Source organism: Mucilaginibacter sp. SG538B (assembly GCF_013376065.1).
Lineage (GTDB): Bacteria > Bacteroidota > Bacteroidia > Sphingobacteriales > Sphingobacteriaceae > Mucilaginibacter > Mucilaginibacter rubeus.
In genome coordinates this window covers 39,584-60,710 of sequence record NZ_JABMJI010000007.1, presented here as the reverse complement: position 1 = coordinate 60,710, position 21,127 = coordinate 39,584, and the positions used below count along the sequence as shown (strand labels likewise).

Annotated in this window: 18 protein-coding genes; 1 reads left to right on the top strand and 17 read right to left on the bottom strand. The window is 42.9% G+C overall.

Annotation, left to right across the window (positions count from 1 at the left end; translation table 11 throughout):
- Window position 1: 1 nt before the first annotated feature.
- The 8 genes from FHW88_RS27695 to FHW88_RS27660 form a co-directional block, all read right to left on the bottom strand.
- The gene (locus tag FHW88_RS27695) at window positions 2–1,000 is read right to left on the bottom strand and encodes a PorP/SprF family type IX secretion system membrane protein (protein ID WP_176628801.1); all 999 of its coding nucleotides are present in this window, start codon (window positions 998–1,000) and stop codon (window positions 2–4) included.
- Window positions 997–3,831 (bottom strand): gliding motility-associated C-terminal domain-containing protein, encoded by a 2,835-nt coding sequence (locus FHW88_RS27690; RefSeq protein ID WP_176628800.1) that lies wholly within the window; start codon window positions 3,829–3,831, stop codon window positions 997–999. The genes FHW88_RS27695 and FHW88_RS27690 overlap by 4 nt, the downstream gene beginning before the upstream one ends.
- A 534-nt stretch (window positions 3,832–4,365) precedes the next feature.
- Window positions 4,366–5,850 (bottom strand): polysaccharide biosynthesis C-terminal domain-containing protein, encoded by a 1,485-nt coding sequence (locus FHW88_RS27685; RefSeq protein ID WP_176628799.1) that lies wholly within the window; start codon window positions 5,848–5,850, stop codon window positions 4,366–4,368.
- Complete coding sequence (locus FHW88_RS27680; protein WP_176628798.1) at window positions 5,847–6,983, bottom strand: glycosyltransferase; 1,137 nt, start codon at window positions 6,981–6,983, stop codon at window positions 5,847–5,849. Before FHW88_RS27680 ends, FHW88_RS27685 begins: the two co-directional genes overlap by 4 nt.
- Window position 6,984: 1 nt before the next feature.
- The gene (locus FHW88_RS27675) at window positions 6,985–7,752 is read right to left on the bottom strand and encodes a class I SAM-dependent methyltransferase (RefSeq protein ID WP_090534691.1); all 768 of its coding nucleotides are present in this window, start codon (window positions 7,750–7,752) and stop codon (window positions 6,985–6,987) included.
- Between the two features lie 254 nt (window positions 7,753–8,006).
- Window positions 8,007–9,038, bottom strand: a complete 1,032-nt coding sequence (locus FHW88_RS27670; protein ID WP_090534689.1) for a LamG-like jellyroll fold domain-containing protein — start codon at window positions 9,036–9,038, stop codon at window positions 8,007–8,009.
- 121 nt (window positions 9,039–9,159) lie between these two features.
- Window positions 9,160–11,160, bottom strand: a complete 2,001-nt coding sequence (locus FHW88_RS30270) for a M56 family metallopeptidase (RefSeq protein WP_176628797.1) — start codon at window positions 11,158–11,160, stop codon at window positions 9,160–9,162.
- 2 nt (window positions 11,161–11,162) lie between these two features.
- Complete coding sequence (locus FHW88_RS27660; protein ID WP_121233788.1) at window positions 11,163–11,534, bottom strand: BlaI/MecI/CopY family transcriptional regulator; 372 nt, start codon at window positions 11,532–11,534, stop codon at window positions 11,163–11,165.
- A gap of 156 nt (window positions 11,535–11,690) precedes the next feature.
- On the opposite strand from FHW88_RS27660, the gene FHW88_RS27655 reads away from it, so the two are divergent.
- Window positions 11,691–13,094 (top strand): MBL fold metallo-hydrolase RNA specificity domain-containing protein, encoded by a 1,404-nt coding sequence (locus tag FHW88_RS27655; RefSeq protein WP_176628796.1) that lies wholly within the window; start codon window positions 11,691–11,693, stop codon window positions 13,092–13,094.
- A gap of 134 nt (window positions 13,095–13,228) precedes the next feature.
- On the opposite strand, the gene FHW88_RS27650 is transcribed toward FHW88_RS27655, so the two are convergent.
- The 9 genes from FHW88_RS27650 to FHW88_RS27610 all read right to left on the bottom strand — a co-directional run bounded on the left by FHW88_RS27650 (window position 13,229) and on the right by FHW88_RS27610 (window position 20,988).
- Window positions 13,229–14,086 carry an NAD(P)-dependent oxidoreductase gene (locus FHW88_RS27650; RefSeq protein WP_176628795.1) on the bottom strand — a complete coding sequence of 286 codons (858 nt, stop codon included), beginning with the start codon at window positions 14,084–14,086 and terminating at the stop codon, window positions 13,229–13,231.
- Window positions 14,087–14,174: 88 nt separating this feature from the next.
- Window positions 14,175–14,747 (bottom strand): Crp/Fnr family transcriptional regulator, encoded by a 573-nt coding sequence (locus FHW88_RS27645; protein ID WP_176628794.1) that lies wholly within the window; start codon window positions 14,745–14,747, stop codon window positions 14,175–14,177.
- A 153-nt stretch (window positions 14,748–14,900) separates the two neighbouring features.
- On the bottom strand, window positions 14,901–15,326 hold the full coding sequence (locus FHW88_RS27640; RefSeq protein ID WP_254780272.1) for a hypothetical protein: 426 nt from the start codon (window positions 15,324–15,326) through the stop codon (window positions 14,901–14,903).
- 105 nt (window positions 15,327–15,431) lie between these two features.
- Window positions 15,432–16,184, bottom strand: a complete 753-nt coding sequence (locus FHW88_RS27635; protein ID WP_176628793.1) for an SDR family oxidoreductase — start codon at window positions 16,182–16,184, stop codon at window positions 15,432–15,434.
- Between the two features lie 145 nt (window positions 16,185–16,329).
- On the bottom strand, window positions 16,330–17,070 hold the full coding sequence (locus FHW88_RS27630) for an SDR family oxidoreductase (RefSeq protein WP_176628792.1): 741 nt from the start codon (window positions 17,068–17,070) through the stop codon (window positions 16,330–16,332).
- Window positions 17,071–17,363: 293 nt separating this feature from the next.
- Complete coding sequence (locus FHW88_RS27625; RefSeq protein WP_176628791.1) at window positions 17,364–18,296, bottom strand: helix-turn-helix domain-containing protein; 933 nt, start codon at window positions 18,294–18,296, stop codon at window positions 17,364–17,366.
- A 118-nt stretch (window positions 18,297–18,414) separates the two neighbouring features.
- Window positions 18,415–19,875 carry a hypothetical protein gene (locus tag FHW88_RS27620; RefSeq protein WP_176628790.1) on the bottom strand — a complete coding sequence of 487 codons (1,461 nt, stop codon included), beginning with the start codon at window positions 19,873–19,875 and terminating at the stop codon, window positions 18,415–18,417.
- Window positions 19,856–20,431, bottom strand: coding sequence for a hypothetical protein (locus FHW88_RS27615; protein WP_176628789.1), 576 nt, complete (start codon window positions 20,429–20,431; stop codon window positions 19,856–19,858). Before FHW88_RS27615 ends, FHW88_RS27620 begins: the two co-directional genes overlap by 20 nt.
- A complete protein-coding gene (locus tag FHW88_RS27610; RefSeq protein WP_091175659.1) occupies window positions 20,428–20,988 on the bottom strand; it encodes an RNA polymerase sigma factor in 561 nt (186 codons plus the stop codon). Before FHW88_RS27610 ends, FHW88_RS27615 begins: the two co-directional genes overlap by 4 nt.
- Window positions 20,989–21,127: the final 139 nt, after the last annotated feature.

Genomic DNA, 21,127 nt, shown 5'->3' with positions numbered 1-21,127 from the left:
ATTATATCCTTGGGCAAATTGGGGCCGGGGAATCAGTGTAGCGACTAAATATATAGCTTATTGATAGTTCAAAACCGCCGCGGCCTGATGTAACCGCGCGAAGCCCTGAAGTATTAAAATCATAACTGGCACCAATCACCATCCTGCGGATATGGTAACCAACGTTGGCAATTGCAGCATCCTGTACCCGGACCATACCACCGAGTACCAGGCCGTTATCATCGGCAAACTTAAGTTCAGAATATAGTCCGAAAGCTTTGATCTCGCCTTTGCCTTGTTTAACGTAAACTGCGTTTGGGATCAGGTCAAAAAAATCAGACGCTTTTATACGCACACCGCCATGTGCAGTAAACCGCATGGGCAATTTACTGGCGATACCGCCAGCGGCAAAAGGATCTGTTACATCATTGATATGGTTAATGCTAAGCCCGCCAAACAAATTGGCTTTATTCATCGGGTCGGCATTGTAATAATAAATACCGGCGCCTGCATCAAATACCGTTTTTGACGAATAACCAAAATTTTCGAAATTGGGCAAGTTAGGGTCGAAGCCGCTGTTCGGATCGTACTGGTTATCAGACTGGAGTTTACCCGGATCAAAGCTGCGGCTGATAACACCCGCCTGCAAACCAAAATGCAGCCGCTGATTACCATCGCCCGACAGGGTTATGCCATAACCAAATGAACCATAAGCTGTAAAGTAATTATACCCGGCAGTACCTGCTTTTTGATCAAGGATATTAAGGCCGATGCCCACTTTATCGGTTGGCTTGAAATCGGCCGATACCCCTGCTGTGCGGTAGCCATTGTTGATGTTTGCCCACTGGTCCCTGTAGTTGGCAGATAAGCGCGTATCGCCGTCAAAAACGCCCGTAAGCGCCGGGTTGAGCCAAAGCGGGTAAGCGTAGTATTGTGAAAAATGCGGATCAACCTGCGCCTTCACCGTTCCTGCAACTGCAAACTGCAGCGCTATTGTAATAATGAGTAGTAGTTTCTTCATCTTAATAGCGTAATTGTTCCTTTTTTATTCAATTGCGCCCCGTTATTCATTGCCGCTTTTAAATAGTATACGTATACACCCACGGGCATCAATGAGCCTTTATAATAACCATCCCATCCTTTGTTAACATCGGTTGATGTAAAAACCAATTGTCCCCATTGGTCATACACATTAAAGGAAAGTGTTTTTATATTTTTTCCATGTGCATAAATAATATCATTATTCCCGTCACCATTGGGGGTAAAGTTGTTGGCTACATATATTACATTGTTATTATCGATGGTGGCGGCGGTAACCGCGGCCGAAGCCCCGCTAAGCGTACATGACGATGCTCCCAAGGCCTTCACTGTAATGGTAACTGATTCGTTTAAGCCAAGGCCGCTCACTTTATGCGTTAAACCGTTGCTGCCCGAACTTGGCGCGGTATAGGTTAAACCATTGTTAGTACTTACCAGGTAACTGGTAGCGCCGCTTACCGCGCTCCACTCAAAAGCTACGCTCGATGAGGTAACTTCACCAACCGTTACCACGGGCGCATCAAGCGGCTTGGTCATCTGTACCTGCACTGTAACTCTTCCGCTGCTGTTACACCCGGTGCTGTTGGTAGCTTCCAGGTAATAGTTTTTTGCCGATGTTAAGTTAGCTGTAACATATGTATTGCCCTGGGCAAGCAGGTTTCCGCCGGTTGGAGCATCATACCATGAAATAACTGCCCCGCCTGATGCTGAAGCGGTTAATGTAGCACTGGTGCCCGGGCAAACAGAAGTGCCCGAACTGCTTACTGTAACCACAGGCAACGGAATGATAGCTACACTAACCGTCCCCCGGGCCGAAGAGCCGCATCCTGCAGCGTTAACGGCCTGTACATAATAGGTTGTTGCCGCTGTTACGTTGCTGATTGTATAACTGGTCCCGCTATGTAAAATGTTAGCATCGGTGGCGCTGCCGTACCAGTTATAAACAATACCACTTTGCGCGTTTTGTATGGTAATTGTTGTTGTGGAGCCGGAGCAAACGCTAACGGTGCTTTGCGTAAATTGCGGCACCGCCGGTAATGGCGAAACAGTTACCTGTATTGTTGTTAAAGGACTGCTGCAGGCGCTGTTAGATGCCTCAACATAATAACTTTTGCCTGCGTTTAAAACGGGTGTTTTGTAGGTAGTACCCGTGGCAAGTATTGTAGTTTTAGCAGGCGAATCATACCAGTTGTAAGTTAACCCGGCCTGCGGCGAACTAATCGTTAACGTGGCTGCGGTTCCCTGGCAAATGGTTAGGCCCGATGCTACGGGCGACGGTGCAGGCGGAGGTGTTAAAACCTGAACACTGATCACATTACTTACCATTGGGGTTGTACAGGTACCTGATGATACTATACGGCGGTAGTAAGCGCCCTTGCTTAATACCGGCGGGTCATAGCTTTTTGATGTGGCCCCGGCAATATTAGCAAAGGTTATATTATCGGCAGATGACTGCCATTGGTATGAAAAAGTACCGTCACCACCGGCAGGCGTGCTGCCCGTAATTGCCGAAGGGTTACCGGTTACACAAAAATCAGTAACTGTGGGGGCTGTGATCTGATTATTGGTTACCGCTATCACGGGCTTAACAGTTAAACTTATCTTTCCGCGTGATGTAGAACTGCAACCTGTTGAACTAAGTCCCTCTACATAATAAGTTATCGCTGATGTTACATTTTGCAATACGAAAGTACTGCCGGTATGCAAAATATTGGCATCAGTTGCAGTACTATACCAGTTATAAATAACACCGCTTTGCGAATTTTGTACACTGAGTGTCACTGTTGAGCCCATACAGGCTGTAACCGTTGTTTGAGAAAACTGAGGCACAGCAGGCGCCAGGGTAACCTTTACCTGTATTGTTGCTAACTGGCTGCCGCAAGTGCCGTTTGATGCTTCGACATAATAATTTTTTCCTGCGTTTAAAACAGGAGTAGTGTATGAGGTACCTGTAGCAAGCACCGTGATTTTAGTCGACGAATCATACCAGTTATACGTAAACCCGGCCTGCGGCGAGGCAACTGTCAATGTAGCCGGGGTTCCCTGGCAAATGGTTATTGTTGACGCTGCAGGCGATGGAGGAGGTGGGGGTGTTGAAACCTTAAGGAGCACCACATTACTAAGCGCCGGAGTTGTACATGCCCCGGAAGAAACCATACGGCGATAATAAGTATCATTTTTTAAGACCGGCGGGTCATAGTTTTTTGATACAGCACCCGGAATATCATTAAATGTTGCGTTATCTGTGGATGACTGCCATTGATATGAAAAAGTACCATCGCCCCCCCCGGGCACACTACCCGTAATAGCCCCCGGATTGCCAGTTGAACAAAATTGGGTAACAGCTGGCGCTACTATCGTATTGTTGTTTACCGCTGCTATCGGCCTTACGGTAACATCATAATAAGAATCATAATCTACTACGCCGGCGGTAGAGATCCTGCGGCGAAGGCTGTATACAATACTCGAAGCAGATGTATTTGTTAACGAAGATGTGATATAATCTTTTTGAGTATTTGCCGACGGTGCATTTACCCAGTTCCCGTTGTTATTTATTTGCCATAGATAACTGTCGGGCACGGGGTTTTTTATATCGCCGTTAAGTACAGCTGCAGCAGCGGAGCAAATGGTAATTGCCTGCAGGGGGGCAACCGTAATATGGTATGTAGTAAACCGTGGTTCAACAGACCGCGGCTCCGTGTTAACAGTCAATGGGTTTTCAAATGCCCGGCTAAAACCAGCGGACGGGAGAAAAAACAGGCAAAATATTGCCCATAATACTATTTTATATAGAAGTGCAGGTTTAGGGTGCATAGCTTAAATTAACGGATAATGATAATAATTATCTTTCATATTACTAAACTTTCAAAATATTTAATCACTAATCAAACGGTTTCAACGCCAACCAGCGTTAAGTTGACCCAATCAGTTATGTTAATTAATTATTTTATTGTTAATCCAGGTTTATTAATAACGTTATATTACAACGGTATCCTAAGCCCTTCTACGATATAATTAATTATAATGTTCACATTATCAAAAAATTTCAAACTAAGCTTTACTGCAATTGAAGCTGTTACAAATTTTACCTTTTAAAGGTGAGTGCAAACCCGTACCGGTTGAGTGCATGATGTAAAAAACCATGAGTTATCGATAATTCAATTTACATGAAGTACATTCAATAAGGGACTGATGAAGGGCAACCTGCGCCGGTAGCGGTTTTATTTAATTAACCATAAACGGTAAATGCAGCCCGGCTAATAACATAAACGGCAATATTATTGTGAACGCCGCGGCAATAAAACTATATAAAGGCCTGGAATACTATAGCAATTAATACAACTTAACTCATACCTTTTTCAGGATGCGATCAAATACTATATTAATATCTTCTGAAATTTTTAAAATATATGCCAAAAACACGTAAACCACGCCCACGATAACCGATCTGTAAATCATATCTGCAAATACATTCTTTAACGACGGAAGATAAAGCCCGATAAGCAGGCAAACCGTAAAGATCAGTAATATATATACGTGTGCCATTGCGAGAGGCTGCAGGTTAAACTTAATTTTAACAAATAACCAATAAGCAAAGTTTAGTACAAACATGGTGATCAGGTATGATAAGGCAGCACCCATCATGCCTAACAGAGGTATCAGGACCAAATTTGACAGCACACAAAAAACCACCCCCGAAACAATAAAAACAGTGGTAAGCTTGTAATATTTAGATACATTCATGATGTAGCCATTTAACCCTCCTGTCATATCAACCAGAAAGGCCACGCCCACTATAATAAATACATTGAAATAATTGGCGTACTCAGGTTTATGTAACAACATTATAATAAACGACCTGTTAATAACCAAGCCTATGAAAAGCAGGCAGCCGATAAGCATTTGTACTACTGATGTTTTGTAATAAATTTTACCAATCTTGGCCAAATCATTAGTAACCCATGACTGGGCTATTATCTGCAGTGAGGTGCGGCTCAATGCCTTGGCCGGTAAACTTATCACTACCGCAATGGCGAAAAACGTACCATAAATACCTACATAACTAAATGACTCTTTGGTAAGCATGCTCAGCATCAGGGTATCAAGGTTCTGGATCATTACAAAGGAGCTGCCACTTAATACCGTAAAAATGCCATAGCTCAAAAACGTTTTTCTTTCGCTTAGCAGCTGAGCACCAACAGTCGAAAACTTAAAGTGCCGGCCTTTGCTAATATAGGCAAGCAACACCAATACAGCCACCAGGTTAGCTGTTATATATATCATCAAAAAAACATGATAATCAACCAGCTTAATGGCTATGAGCAAAACGCCCGCGGTTGTGAACAAACGTAACCCTACTTCGCGCAAAAAGGAAGAAAGTACATTTTTAAATACCGTAAGCGCCAGGTTTTCCAGAACAGAAAATACAAGCGTAAAAAATGACAAAGGAATAAGGTAATAGAAATACCTGATTAGTAGCGGTGCTCCATTCTTATTCTTATAGTAACTAATAATAAAATCCTTAAAAACTACAAAAAGCACCGTGAAGATCGCAAAACCTATCAGGCTCCAAACAGTAACAAAAGATGCGAAACCGCCATGTTTTTTATCGTCGCTGCGATAGTAAGGGAAATATTTAAGAATGATATTACCAATACCTAATCCTGCAAACTGTGCATAAAGCAGCGATATAGTCCCCATTAAAATAAAAAAACCGATCTCTTCTGTGGTAAGGATCCGCTGAAAAAGAATGATAAGGTTAAAGAAACCTAAAGCAACTCCCGCATACAATATGAGGCTGTTAAAAAATCCCTGTTTTTGTAATAGGTTCATTTAATTTTGTTATTGCTGATGCTGCTTTGGATAATATGATCAAGCAAAGCGATGCGCATGTGAATATCATAATTATTAATCATGTGGTTCCGCGCCGCTTTACCCATTTGCACGGATAATTCAACCGATTCCGCAAGGATGCTCATTCTTTCGGCCATTCCGGCTATATTGTATTCATCAACCAAAAAGCCTGTCTCGCCATCAATAACAGCTTCCTTGATTCCCGAATGGCGGGTTGAAACTACCGGCAAACCTGATGATGATGCTTCGAGCACGGTAACCGGGGTACCTTCTTTGTCGCCATTGGCCGCTGTAACCGAGTGTTGTACAAATGCCCGCATGGTTTTCATTAACGTGCGTATTTCTTCAGGCTTTAATACCCCGGTAAGCGTAACCTGCTCATTAAGCCCAAGGTTGGCAATCAGCTCCCGGGTTTCATCAAACAGCGGTCCGCCCCCAACCATCCACAGCCTGGCATCGGGGTGTTTTTCCTGTAAAATTTTAAAGGCCTTAACTAAGGATTGAGGAGATTTCTTTTCAACAAAACGCCCTACGAATAAAAAATCTTTAGCGGAGGCTGATGTATCAAGTAAAGGGAAAGCAGCAGTATCCACTCCGCATGAAGCGGTAAACACTTTATCGGCAGGAGCCCCCATTTCTTTCAAAGTAGCAGCCATATCTACCGATACAGCAATAAAGGCACTCGCGTACTTAAATGCATCCTGGTAAAGTTCGGCATACTCAGCAACTGTATCGCGATGATAAACATCGGCTCCATGAAAATGAATAATCAGGGGAACTCCGGCTAATTTACAAGCTTCAGTAACAGATGCGCCAACCATGCCATATTCAGCAAATACAGCATCTATTTTATGCTCTTTTAAATATTTATACAAGGCGCAGGTACGTACCTTGATATTTTTCCTCTTAAAGATTCTTTTTTGGATGAGATAACTCAGCAAGCCCAGTTTTGAGCGGATCAGGGTTTTACCTTCATGATCATAAACAGGAAAGGCGCCGCCGTATAAAACTTTTTTATTACCAGCCAGGCCATCAATATGCGCTTGTATAAAGGTCTCGGAAAAAGCAGACTTATTGGGCTTTATGATGCATAAATTATACGCCTGGCTCATTTCAACCTAACTTTTTACGGACATAATACCGGCGGAAGAAACTGCCCATTTTATACATCGCCTTATTAAAGATCCTTCGGCTGCGTTGTGACGCGGTTACCGGTTTTGGATGAAAGAACGCGGCTTCGAAATCGTCATTTTTTTCCAATACGATGTGTGCATAATCGCCTACGTTCCACACGTTTTTGAGTTCGTACAGGATTACCTCAGTACCAGTATCTGCAGCCAATTTACCAATAACCTCAAAAGATATATGCTCATCAACAGGCTGCATGGTTTCGGGCTTATTAACTAACGACCATTTTAAGTTAGCCGGTGTAGGGACCGTTAAAACAATGCGGCCTTTATTGCGCAATATTTTTGCAAGCGCGGCATGAACAGCAGGCCTGTCTGTAACAGCTATATGTTCATACACATCCATAAAAACAATCAGATCAAACTGCTCATTAAAGGTATCGGGGGTAAGGATGCTTTCCTTAAAATTGAGCTTGCTGTCGCCAAAAAGCTTTTGAGCAATCTGGATAGACATCGTGCTGATATCAATTCCAGTAATAACGGCATCGGGCCAGTATTTACGCATCCGCGAACATATATTGCCCATACCACAACCTACTTCCAAAATGCGGACCGGTGCTGAAGGCGTAAAACGCCTAATAGTTTCCCACCCAAACTCAATACGAGGGTTCACTACTATGTAATCATTAAGCTTGTTTTTGACGTGCTCATCATAATAAGACACAACGTTTTCGCGGTTCGGATTTTCAGTCATTACAGAGGATATAAAGCTATGCTTTGCAGGTACAAAGTTAATAAATAATATTAAAGGGGGTTTTGGGCAACAATTATACAGATAGCGCAGCCACGCTGTACCTGCGTTTTATCTTAACAAAGGTGTATAATCGGTCGTAGCATTTCATGCGGCTAAATTAACAGTTTTATTGTAGTTTTTCACGAGTAGGCTTTAAAGTGAAACAGGTTCTTCCAAAAGGAAAAACCTGTTTCACTTTATTAATATGGTCGGAATTAATGTATTGCAGTATACAGTTTTTTAATTTCTTTATCCGAAAGCACCCTGTCATACAAACGCATATCGTCCAAAGCGCCTTTCAGGAAGTATCCGGGAGAGGGTACATCAGGATTATCTTTACCAATGTAAGCGTCTGCGGCTATCGTGATATTTGGAGAAGCAAACCCGTCAAATGTACTATCTTTTACACCATCAATATAAAGCGATAGGGTGTGAGTAGTATAATTATACACAGAGGTTACCATATGCCAGTTATTCAAAGCAACAGCTCCACTGGTAAGTATTGTTAAAGGACTGGCTCCTTCGTTAAAGGTAACCAATCCCAAACCACCCTGCCCGGTAGATACAAAGTCATACCCGGAGATAGAAAGATTCCATCCATTACCTAACCCTGGCAATCTTTTAGCTATTATCTGTGAAGCAAATGAATTATTATATGCATCAAGCTTCACCCAGGTAGTAATTGTAAAATCTGTATGAGATAGCCTGAGTGTTTGTTTGTCTTTGACAACGATGTAGCTATTAAATCCATTAAAATAGTAAGCACTATTAGCATTCCCAAATCTATCAGCAACCTGTGTTAAATTATATCCGGAGCCATTGTTACCGTTGCCAGACACGTCAGATGTATTGGCGCCAAAAGGATAATAAGCTATAAGGCCAACCTTAAGGCTGTCTTTAACGGTTACGATACAGCTTATTGATTTTGTTTTTTCAGCATTGCTCACCGAAACTTTTGCATTTCCTTCACCTTTGGCTTCGATACGGCCTAATTTGCTAACAGTTATAATTGAGGTATCTGATGACAACCAAACCAGCTTCGTTGTATCAAAATTTATAGGCCGAACCTTTACGTCTAATTGTACTGCCTGCCCGGTATACATGGTAAGCGTATCCCGCAATGAAATTTCACTAAGAGTTTTTGTACTGTCGGTTACCGGTTTAGGTTGGTCTGCAATTTTGGTACAGGACGTGTGTGCAAATGCATATAATGCTACCAGCAACGACAAAGGATAAAATTTCTTCATATGATAAGGTCATGGTTGTTAGCTGCAAATATAATAAGTTCATCTCAGTTACAAAAATTCCCACTGTCACCTCATCGCATTTTATAATAAATTAGTGTTAAAGTCGCATATTTTGCCGAAATTAATTATCCTTTATAATGGTTTTCATTGCTGCCTTTTTCTTAGCAGCTGTTTTTGTAGTCACCAGCACAACACCATTTACGGCCCTCTCGCCGTAAATAGCCACAGTATTTTTATCTTTTAACACACTTATCTGTTCGATATCGTTCGGATTAATTTTACTTAACGATGTACCCTGGGCCAGGGCTATCCCATCTATAATAATTAAAGGCGCTGATTTACCGCTATTCTTGTCACTAACTATCACATGCTGCCTGGTGGTATCAACAACCAAACCGCCATATATTGGCCTGTCTTCGCCCGGCGGATTTACAACATCCCCGGTTTTATTTTCGCCTGGCTTTGCAGATTTATCATCGGCCAGTGTAAAGCTTATCGGCACAGAATACTGTACTTTCACCGGCTTGCCATTCTGAATTCCAGGTTTCCAGGCCGGCGATATACTAAGCACTCTTAAAGCTTCTTCGTCGCAACCTGAGCCTATCCCTCTTACAACCTTCATGTTTGATAACGACCCATCTTTTTCAACAACAAAAGTTATGACCACCCTGCCCTGAACATTATTATCACGGGCGGCTTTGGGATACCTCAGGTTAGTCATCAGGAACTTTCCAAATGCTTCTAACCCACCCTTAAACTCAGGCACCCGCTCAACTGATGTAAATACCGGATCAGAACCTGATTGAGCCGAAGCTATTGAGAATGTTACAGGTGCAGTAGTCTTTGTAGTATCATCGCTGGGAGCAAGTGTAAAACTGATAGGCACTGAATATTGAGTCCTTACCGTACGATTTCCCTGCATACCGGGCTTCCAGTTAGGCGATAGTTTTATCACCCTTAATGCTTCGTTATTCAGATCATCCGTAATACCCTTTACAATCCTTTCATTTGAAAGCGTGCCATCCTTTTCAACAACAAAGGTTATGATCACCCTTCCCTGGATCTTTTGTTCTCGGGCTGTTGCAGGGTATTTTATATTGGTAGATAAAAATTTACCAAAAGCCCCCAGCCCGCCCGGAAACTCGGGCAAACGGGCAACCGCAGTATATACCGGTGAGGTATCAGCTGCTACAACCGGCCTTTCAAGTTTAAGAGGCTCATCAATAGTAATCTCCGCCACTTTACTGGCCGGCGTCGAGAAAACTTTATCGGCCTTAGTGTTGATGACCGCAATGGTATCACTATTATTAATTGTAGCTGATGACAGTACCATCATCAAAATAAACAGAGGGGCCGACAGTCCGTATTTAATAAGCGTTATGCGGTGCGATTTATTTTTTTGCAACATGATAATACGTTCTTTCAACAAACTTTTGTTAAAAAATGAATTAACCAAGTTGTGTGAAGGCGTATTGAATGTTTGGCTTAAAAGCAGCATGGCATAATCGGCCTTATCAGTACCGGCTTCAACAGCATGCCTGTCGGCTATAAATTCGTGAATATGCTTGATCGCCCGACGATAGAAATAAACAATCGGGTTAAACCAGTTAATGATCATCACCAGTTCAACCAGCAACACATCGGCCGAATGCCATTGTTTGGCATGTACATCCTCATGCGTGGCTATAGCCGCATTCTCCTCCCCATCGGCATTTAATTTCACGGTTTTGAAAAAGGAATAGGATACCTGTGATTGCGGCTGACTAATCACCTTTTTTAGCTTAAACAACTGCCAGATCAATCTGAGCGATAAAAAAACGATACCCGCCGCATATATAATAAACAACACCTCCCCTATACTAATAGGCGATTCTTCAATAGGTTTAAAGTGATAAACCAATACCGGGCTACTGTACAGGGTATACTTTACCTGCTGGGTAATAAATAGATTTTGCACCCAATTGGCCTGGATAACGGGTATCATAAATGATAGTAAAGCGGCACTTACCAGGTAAAGCCTGTTAAGCTGAAAAAAGGTTTCTTTACGAAGCAACAGCACATAAAACCCGTAAAACAGCAACAGGTATATGTTTACCAGTAATAAATATTGCCACCAGCTCATAATTACTTTTCTTTTAGTTTTTCAATCAGTTTCATGATCTCATCGGCCTCTTTCAGGTCGATCTTTTCTTTCTTTACAAAAAATGAAAACATGCGGTTAACGGAGTTGTCAAAGTAACCGCTCAGCAGTTTATCAGTGGCAAAATTCTGGTATTGCTCTTTGCTGATCACAGGGTGATATTCATGGCTTTTGCCAAACGCGGTATGCCCAACAAAACCTTTGGTTTCCAGGATGCGAATTATTGTCGACACCGTATTGTAGGCGGGCTTGGGCTCGGGCAACTGGTCGATAACGTCTTTAACATACCCTTTTTTTAACTGCCAAAGCACTTGCATAATCTGCTCTTCGGCGCGGGTTAACTCTTTAATTTCCATGTGCGTACTTTAAATATTAATACCTCGTGTATTAATGTGTTTAATTGGTCAAACTAAGGTAAGGGATGTATTTTATATTTGCAACTAAATTTTTAGTTATTAATTTATTAAACTTTTAATCACCATCTTCGTTAAGTTGATCACATCTAATTATACATGAACATAACCTTCCATGGTGCTGCCCGTAACGTAACCGGCAGCAAGCATTTACTCCGCTTAAACGACGGTACCAGCATATTATTAGACTGCGGCATGTTCCAGGGACTGGGCGAGCAAACCGAAGAAATGAACGAACATTTTGGCTTTAATCCCAAAGGTGTAACGCACATGATCCTTTCGCACGCGCATATTGACCATTGTGGTTTAATTCCGCGGCTGGTTGCCGAAGGATTTGAGGGAAACATTTATTGCACCCCGGCCACAATGGACCTTACACGCATCCTGCTGCTCGATTCGGCAAAGATCCAGGTACAGGACACCGAGTATAGTAACAAACACCGCATCCGCAAAGGCTTGCCGCTGCTTAATCCTTTGTACACCGAAGAAGATGTGATGGAGGCCCTTCGCCTGTTCAAAATTGTTGAATATGGCGAAGAGTTTGAAATTACCCCATCCGTAAAATTTAATTTTACGGATGCCGGGCATATTCTGGGCAGCGCGGCAGTGCATATTACCGTTACAGAAAACGGCAGGGATACCCACATTACTTTTAGCGGCGATGTTGGCCGTTATGACGATCTGCTGTTGAAAAACCCGCAAACATTTGAGCAGGCTGATTATATTTTACTGGAATCAACCTATGGCGATTCGCTGCATAAAGAACTGGAGCCTATTGAAGAGTCACTACTGGAGATCATTAAACAAACCTGCGAAGTAAAAAATGGCAAGGTGATTATTCCGGCATTCAGCGTTGGCCGTACGCAGGAATTATTGTACGCCTTAAACGGCCTGGAACTTAAAGGCATCCTGCCGGATGTTCCTTATTATGTAGATAGCCCGCTATCAGAAAAAGCAACCGAAGTATTAATGAACCACACCGAGGTTTATAACAAAAATGTGCAGGAAGTTTTAAAAACCGATGCCAATCCTTTTGGGTTTAAGGGTTTGCGCTTTATTGAAAGTGTGGAGGAATCAAAAGCGCTGAATAACGATCCGCGGCCCTGCGTCATCATCTCTTCATCAGGCATGGCCGAGGCCGGACGGGTAAAGCACCACATTAAAAACAATATCAATAATCAAAAGAATACCATTTTAATGGTTGGTTACGCAGAACCAAATTCATTAGGCGGCAGGTTATTGAGAGGTGATCATGAGGTACATATTTTTGGCGAAATTTATGAGGTAAAAGCCGAAGTCCGCTCAATCAAATCCATGAGCGCCCACGGCGATTATGACGACCTGCTCCATTTCCTGGCCTGTCAGGACCCGGCACTGGTAAAAACCGTATTTCTTGTTCACGGCGAGTACGAAGTACAGCAGCATTTTGCCGGGAAAATAAAAGCGCACGGTTTCCATCATGTTGAGATCCCGTATCAGCACCAGAAAATAGTTTTGGAGTAGGAAAATTAAAAAAGGCGTCATTGCGAGGCACGAAGCAATCCCCAAGAAGCAGAGCAGCTATGCAAGTTTATCCTGTACAGTCGGGGATTGCTTCGTACCTCGCAATGACGGCTGTAGAAGTCGTTCATTGATTTTTACCCTTTACTCACCTGCTTTATCACCGCGATAATATCCTCTTCGCCAAAAGCAGCTTCGGCGGCCTGGTAGGTTTGATAAGCAGTTTCGCCAAGCGGGGTAGCTAAACCGAGGTCTTTAGCCAGGCGCAGATCTTTAGCAATGTGTTTTAAGGCGAAAGCTGCCTGGTAATTATTGTTAACAATGGCATCGCCTTTTATTTTGATGAACGGGCTGCCCAGGGCACTGTTACTGATCAGCGTAATTAGTGCTTCGGCTTCAACACCGTTTTGCTGCGCCAGTGTCACTGTTTCGGCAAGGCCTTGTGCAACAATACCAAGCAAAGTATTGATGGCCAGCTTAGCCGCGTTACCTGCACCGGTACCACCAACCAGCATAACCAGTTTACCCATTTTTTCGAGGATAGGTTTAGCTTGCTCAAATGCACCGGCCTCACCTCCAACCATAATAACCAGCATAGCATCCTCCGCCTGTTTGACACTGCCTGATACCGGGGCGTCCAGGTAATAATTACCTTGAGCCTTGCATGCGGCTGCCATCTCCTTACTGATAGCAGGCGAAACTGTGCTCATGTTAATGATTATTTTGCCGCTTACTTTTGCGGCAAGTAAACCTTCATCACCATGAAAAATATCATTAATGGCCTTATCGTCTGATACCATGATAAAAAGAACATCAGCAGCATTCAACAATAAGGCAGGCGAAGCAGCTACACCAATGCCCTGTGCCTTAAACGCCTCTTCCTTATCCTTGCTTCGGTTATAAACACTGAGGGGATATCCTGCTTTAATCAATTGCTGCGACATTGGAATGCCCATTTTTCCTAATCCTATCCATCCTGTTTTAACTGTATTCATAGTAGCTATTTTGTTTTTGTTTTATATAGATTTTATTGATGTCAATTTCTCTCTTCTAAGTCATCTAAAAAGACGACAAAAAACCTAATTACCGAATATTTTTGCGGATGCGGCTCAACGATTGAGGCGTTACGCCAAGGTACGACGCGATATCGGTAAGTGACACTCTCCGGGCAACCTCGGGCTGCCGTTCCAAAAACAACCGGTACCTTTCCGACGAGTCGTAACCAAGATAGGTGTTGCGCGTTTTTATCTTCTCCATAAGCGTATGCTGCGAAATCTGATCGATCATTCCTTTGAGATAAGGCAGCTTTTCATATAAAGCCAGCAGGTTGTTTTTGCTAATAACCAATAATTCTGTATCGCAGGCGGCCTGAATACTTTCATCAGCGATCAGGTTGTTATTAAAGCTGTACAGAATGGTGCAAAACTGATTGTCCTTTAAAAAGAAATAAGTAACCTCATTTTCCTTCTCATTTCGCGCCATAATACGCAGTATGCCGTTGGTAATAAAAAAGAGCTGTCTTGCTACATGCCCCAGCTGCAAAAGCGTATCCCCTTCTTTAAATTTCATTGGCTCAAAGGCTTTTAGTATGAGCTCCTGATCATCAACCGGGATAGGTTTTAACTGCTGTAACCTGGCTATAAGTTGCTGTTGCATGATACAAAGATCAGGTAAAATTGAAGTAAAAGCATCAATAAAAAAAGTCCTTGCGAGGAACGAAGCAACAAGCCTCCTCTAAATCCTCCCCTGAGGGAGATTTTTATTTATCTCATTTTAAAGCCCTTCCTTCCGGGGAGGGTTTGGGTGGGGCTAACCCGCCTGCCCTATTTCCAATTTACTGATCTTATTGCCGGCACCAATCGTAAACTTAAAGTAGGTTTTGAAATCGCCCCACTGGTCGCTGTGAAATTTGCCGTATAGGTGCAGCCCGCCTTGCTCCACCTTATCGATACTGGTAAAACGTTCATGGCCTAAAGCTTTTTCAAAAAAACTTTTAAAGTCCATTTTATTACCATCATCAAAAAGCTGGGCATCATTGGTGAACAAAGCAAACCAAGCTTGTCGGTCACCGCTTTGCAGGGCATCGATGGCTTGTTTCACTACCGGGTTAGTTAACTTTTCGGCATTCATGGTATTGACGTTTTGGATAGTTGAAGTAGTTGCTTTTACAGATTGAGCATTTACAGCAGAAGTAATTAGCGTGCCGTATATGATATAATGATTAAGCGTTTTCATAACATGGTAGATGTATAATCAAATAATGCTGCTTTTTGAATTAAATACAGGTAGCAGCTTATAGCTAAGACTTTAAGCTGCTACCCTATGTTACTAAACTGACCATTAATTTGTTGCGCCGCCATTTACCAACAGGTGTTGTCCGTTCACAAATGATGAAAGATTGCTGGCGAAAAACTCGGCCACATTGGCCACATCTTCAACTTCGGCCAGGCGGCCCATCGGACAACTGTCAAGCAATTGTTTTCTTAATGCGGGGTAACTATCAGCTTCGGCAAAGATACCTGAATGATCAACAGCAAACGGTATGATAGAGTTAACTGTTACACCACGGTGACCAATTTCTTTCGAAAGGATATCAACCAAATACCTTGGCGTAGTTTTGCTGCCGCCATACACTGCCATTCCGGGTACCGGGAACGAGGTGGTGCTTGAGGCTATGTAAATAATGCGGCCGTTATCCTCAACATTTTTGGCAGCCTGCTGCATAGTAAAGTAAGTGCCTTTTGTATTAATGCCAAACACACGGTCGAACTGTTCTTCGGTAAAATCAGTTACCGGGGTTTCCACCAGTTCGATACCGGCGTTAGCTACTACGATATCTATTTTACCAAACGCTTCTTTAGCTTCTTTAAAAAGCCTTTCAATATCAGCCACTTTACTTACATCAGCCTGCACAGCTATTACGTTGGCTCCCATCGCTTTGATGTTGCTGACCACTTCATCGGCCGATACTTTATCGCGCGAATAGTTGATCACGATATCGGCGCCTAACGCTGCATAACGTTCTGCAATTGCTTTACCTAAACCACGGGCCGAGCCGGTTATTACTGCTACTTTATTATTTAATGAGTTCATGATTGTTTTTTTGATTACACCGATGAAGTTTGATTTCACCGATTGCGTTAATGATTCTATGATTATTATTCCTGTCTCTCGCTGTCTTGCTTCTTGACTCTTGCCGTCTTGCTTCTATCATTCCCCCTTCAGGGGGTTAGGGGGCTTACGCCATTGCGCCATTAGCACCGATATTTTGTGCTGAAATCCATTTAGCATCGTCGCTTGCCAGGAAGGTTACTATTTTGGCAATATCTTCAGGCTCACCGATGCGGTTAAAAGCTGATAATGACGCCAGGCGGTCGATCAGCTCCTGGGGTTTGCCTTTGGTAAACAATTCGGTATTTGTTGGGCCCGGAGATACTGTGTTTACGTTGATGCCCCTTGCTCCCACTTCTTTGGCAAATACGCGGGTTAATTGCTCCACCGCACCTTTGGTGGCTACATAGGTAGCATAAGTTGGCATCATAACGCGGGTAGTGGTTGATGAAAAATTGATGATACTACCGCCATTGGCCAGTTTAGTTGCGGCTTCGCGCATGGTATTAAATGTTCCGCGAACGTTGATATCAAACTGGCGGGTAAAATCCTCGTCGGTAGTGTCTTTTATTAATTTGGTAATCATGATGCCGGCGTTGTTTACCAATACATCAATTTTGCCGTAATGAGCTATCGCTGCGTCAAACATAGCTGCTACTTCATCGGCTTTGCTTACGTCGGCTTGCAGCGCAATGGCATCACCGCCTTGTTGTTTGATAGAGTTTACGGTTTGGTCAGCAGCTTCTTTGCCGCCTGCGTAGTTGATAATTACTTTAGCGCCTTCGGCTGCTAATTTGTGGGCTACTGCTGCACCGATGCCTCTTGAAGCGCCGGTTACTAATACTACTTTTGATGCTAATGTGTTCATGGTTTCCTTTGTTATTTATGTTTTGTTGCCGTTGATTGACAATACAAAGGTGGCAAGGGCGAGGCCCCTGAATGATACACATATCAAAGCATTACATACGAATATCTAAGAAGCTATTTAAAAACGATAATTTCCAAATGTAGAGACGCATCACATGCGTCTCCCGCATGCAATTTTCGCATGCCTTGCCTATGGAACACGGCTTATCCTACGGAAGACGCATGTAATGCGTCTCTACAAAAACCAACCTGTCCTGATGAGATTATAAAAACAGGGATTCCCGGCGATATTAGCTATATCCCCGCATGCGCCTTCCTGAACAGCACCGGCGACATATCCGTATGCTTTTTAAAATAATTACTGAAATGGGTAGCTTCAGAAAAACCCAGGCGATATGCAATTTCTTTAATGGAGAGTTTCGAGTTCTGCAACAGGGCCTTGGCCTCAGCTATAGTTTTTTCGGCAATCCAGGTGCTGATGGTTTTGCCCGTTTTTATTTTGATAACGTTACTCAGGTAGTTGGGATGAAGGCTTTGCGCGTCGGCGTAGTCCTGCACCCGGAAAGCCTGTTCGGCTGTACCATTGCTCAGGTCGCGGTAATGTTTTTCAAGCAGGCGTTTAAAGTTTTTTACAATTTCCGAGCTCCGGTTGCCTTCATATATCGGGTTATAATCTTTCCAGAAATATTCTTTGAATTTTAACAGTACCACCACAAACAGGTTACCGATGATCCGGTAACGATATGGGCTATCTGAATTGTACTCTTTCAGGATCTGGTGATATAAAATATCAAACTCCTCAAAAACTTCGGGCGTAAGTACACGGGCCGGAAATGTTTCGGCCAGCAGAAAAGGAAATTCGTCAAAAATATTGGCGTGCACGTTTTCCTTCAAAAACGATTCGCTTAGCGTAAACAGGTATACATCGCCAATACGCTCCCAGTTAAACGAACGGAAATGGCCCGGGTTGGTAAAGTAAATAGCACGGGGCTGCAGCTTATGATTTTGCTCATCAATGGTATAATCACCACTCCCATCTTTAATGAAGGCAAAAACAAAAAAGTTAAGCCTGCTCAAGGGCGATCTAAACGGCATTGGCTGATTGATATCTTTCAGATTAAAAACCGTAAAATCGGTATGTTTTATTAGCTCAAGCGGCAAGCCCAGGTGCTTGTATTGATCATAAAGTGTATTGAAGATCTGTTTTTCATTATCCTGGTGATGCATGGGGAGATGTTTGCATCAAAGCTATGAGGCCCAGAGGAGATTTGCAACAACAGGTTAATCAATAAAAAACGGCGCATCAGTTACGATACGCCGTTTTTATTTTATTGTCTAATATATTTTAATCAAAGCTTACGCTGCCATAACTGGTGCTGATGGTAATGGTTTTATCGCTGCCGCCTTTACCTAAATGGCCCTTGTAAGTTTTAGTCGGACTAAAACCACGTTCGCCATCGGCAGGGGTTTTGCTGGTGATGTTAACATCATGGCCGCTATAGTTAAAGCTACCGTAGTGAACAGTGATATCAAAATCAGCATTCTGGCCGTCACTCACTCCCAGTTTTACACTTGAGTAGGATGAATTAACCGAAAGGTTTTTCACATTTTTATCAACCTCTCCAATCTTTAACGCCCCACTGAATTTAACGTTGATATTACCCGATGTAGTGATACGGCCAATTTTGGCCGAGCCATAGCTTACATCTGCATTGAGTTTATCACAATCGCCAAGATTAAGGCTGCCATAAGCTACATCCAAATCGCTGCCGGTAAGGGTGCCGATAGTTGCACTGCCATATTTAACCCTGATCTGGCAAGCTGGGTTGCTTAAGGATTTGGCGTTAAGGCTGCCATATGAGTTATTGATATTGAGTTTACCGCTCAGGTCGGGCAACTCGGTATTGCCATATTTGTTGTTAATGGTAAGTGGGTTTCTGGCTGGCATATACACGGTATAATTAATCTCCATTTTGCGGAATGCGTTTCTTTTGCCAAACAATGATCCCCAGATGCCGCCCTCATTATCACCGTCGCCCTGATTAATGGATGTCCTGAATGAAACACCGGAACCATCTTTGCTATCCTTGATGCTTACGGCATCCAGCATCTTTTGCACCTTATCTTCGTCGTTGGCGCCAACTACGATCTGCACGTCAACTTTCACCTCACTTTTTGCCCAGGTAAACACCGTTACCTTACCATATTTATTATCAATGTTAATCACGTCATTGCCATCAACATTATAGCTTTTACTGTAGTTTTTGGTCTTCTCAATGATGTCCCCGTTTTGCAAATGTTTTTCATAACTCTCATCACCATCATAACTATAGCTAAAGTTCTGGTCGAAGTTTTTAAAGCCGAAGTTTATATTAGGACTAAGCATCTCAAATTTATCGGCAAACTTCAAGCTGTCAAATCCTTTAAACTTCATTTTAAATTTTAGCGTGTCGAGCTTTTTAAGTTTAAGGCTATCCTTAAACTTAAAAGCAAGCTGTTTGTTCAGCTTCAGCATATTTTGCATTTTAAAATGCAATTGCTTTTGCTGCTGCACGCGCAGGTTGCTCATTTCCTTTTGCAGTTCGCGCATTTTGGCGTTCAGCTCCTTCATTTTTTGCTGATATTCCTTGCTGTCGGTTACCGAAGTCCAGCCATCCCCGTTCAATTCAGCGGCGGGAGGCGGTGTAGGAGGCAATTTTGGCATTGCCGGCGCAGGCGGGGCTGCAGGACTTACCTGTGCAAAGTTTGCTGTACTTATGGCTAATAAGCCGATAAGCAGGGCCGGACTAAATATCTTTGGTTTCATTGTTTTGTTCCTTTTTCATCTGGTTAAACTGTTCAATTACATTTAATTGCTGAGTTAGCACCTCGGTTTGTATTTGCAGGTTCCGGATCATTGCACGTAAAACACGTTCCTGGTTAGGGCTGGTGGCTAAATCACTGTTTAGTTTTTTATAGGTGGAATCCATCTTGGCTATCTCGGCGCTGAACTCCTTGTATAGCTGAGGATCATTTTTAGATGCTGATTTAAGTTCGGTAAGCTTGGTTTCAACAAGCGATGCATAGCGCACCTGCTGTTGTGCGTACTCGGGGTTAATAGCGGCAAGGTCAACGCCTTTTGTGCCTTTTTGGCTTTGTATATATATGCCGAAGCCTATGCCCATTACAATGATCACCGATGCGGCCACTTTTAGCACGAAGCCCAGCGAAAAAGTCTTTGCTTCCCGCTTTTTTGGTTGTTCCTGCTCCTGGTCCAAAAAATTGAGCTGTGCCTCAATTTTACCCCACAAATCTGCCGATGGTTCTATTTCGTTAAATTCCTCGTTATTGTCGTGCATGAAATCTTCAAATCGCTTGCTCATGATACTTGTCCTTTCCTGTTTAAAATTTCAATTAACTTTCTTTTAGCTCTCAAAAACTGGGTTCTTGATGTGTTTTCTGATATATTCAATATTTGACCTATTTCTTCGTGGTCATACCCTTCAAGCAGATATAATGATATCACCACGCGATAGCCATCGGGCAACTGGTTCATGCCTTCTTTTACCCTGGCAACCTGGTACTGCAGGTCTTCATCGTCCCAGCTCTCGTCATCGGCAATATTTTCAAGATGGCCATCTTCCAGCTCAACCAGTTCCAGCTTTCGTTTGCGCAGCAGGTTGATCGACCGGTTCACAACAATCTGCTTAAGCCAGAGGCCAAATGTGGTATCCTGCCTAAAATCCTTCAGCTTGGCAAAGGCATCCACAAAAGCTTCCTGCAGCACATCTTCTGCTTCGGCAATATCGCCCACTATCCGAAAGGCCACGTTCAGCATAGCTTTCGAATACAATCGGTAAAGCTCATAACAGGCTTTTTTGCTCCCCTGTTTGCACTCAATTACCAGGTTGTAATGTTTATCAATATATATTGCTTCCAAATTCGTGACCGGCTTCAGGTTAATAGACGCAAGGCATTTTGCAACGTTGCACGTATGTGAAAAATATTTTTTTAATAAAGGATAATTTTTTTGACAGTTTTAAGTTAACGGGGGTTCAAGTAAGCATATCACCTAAAAA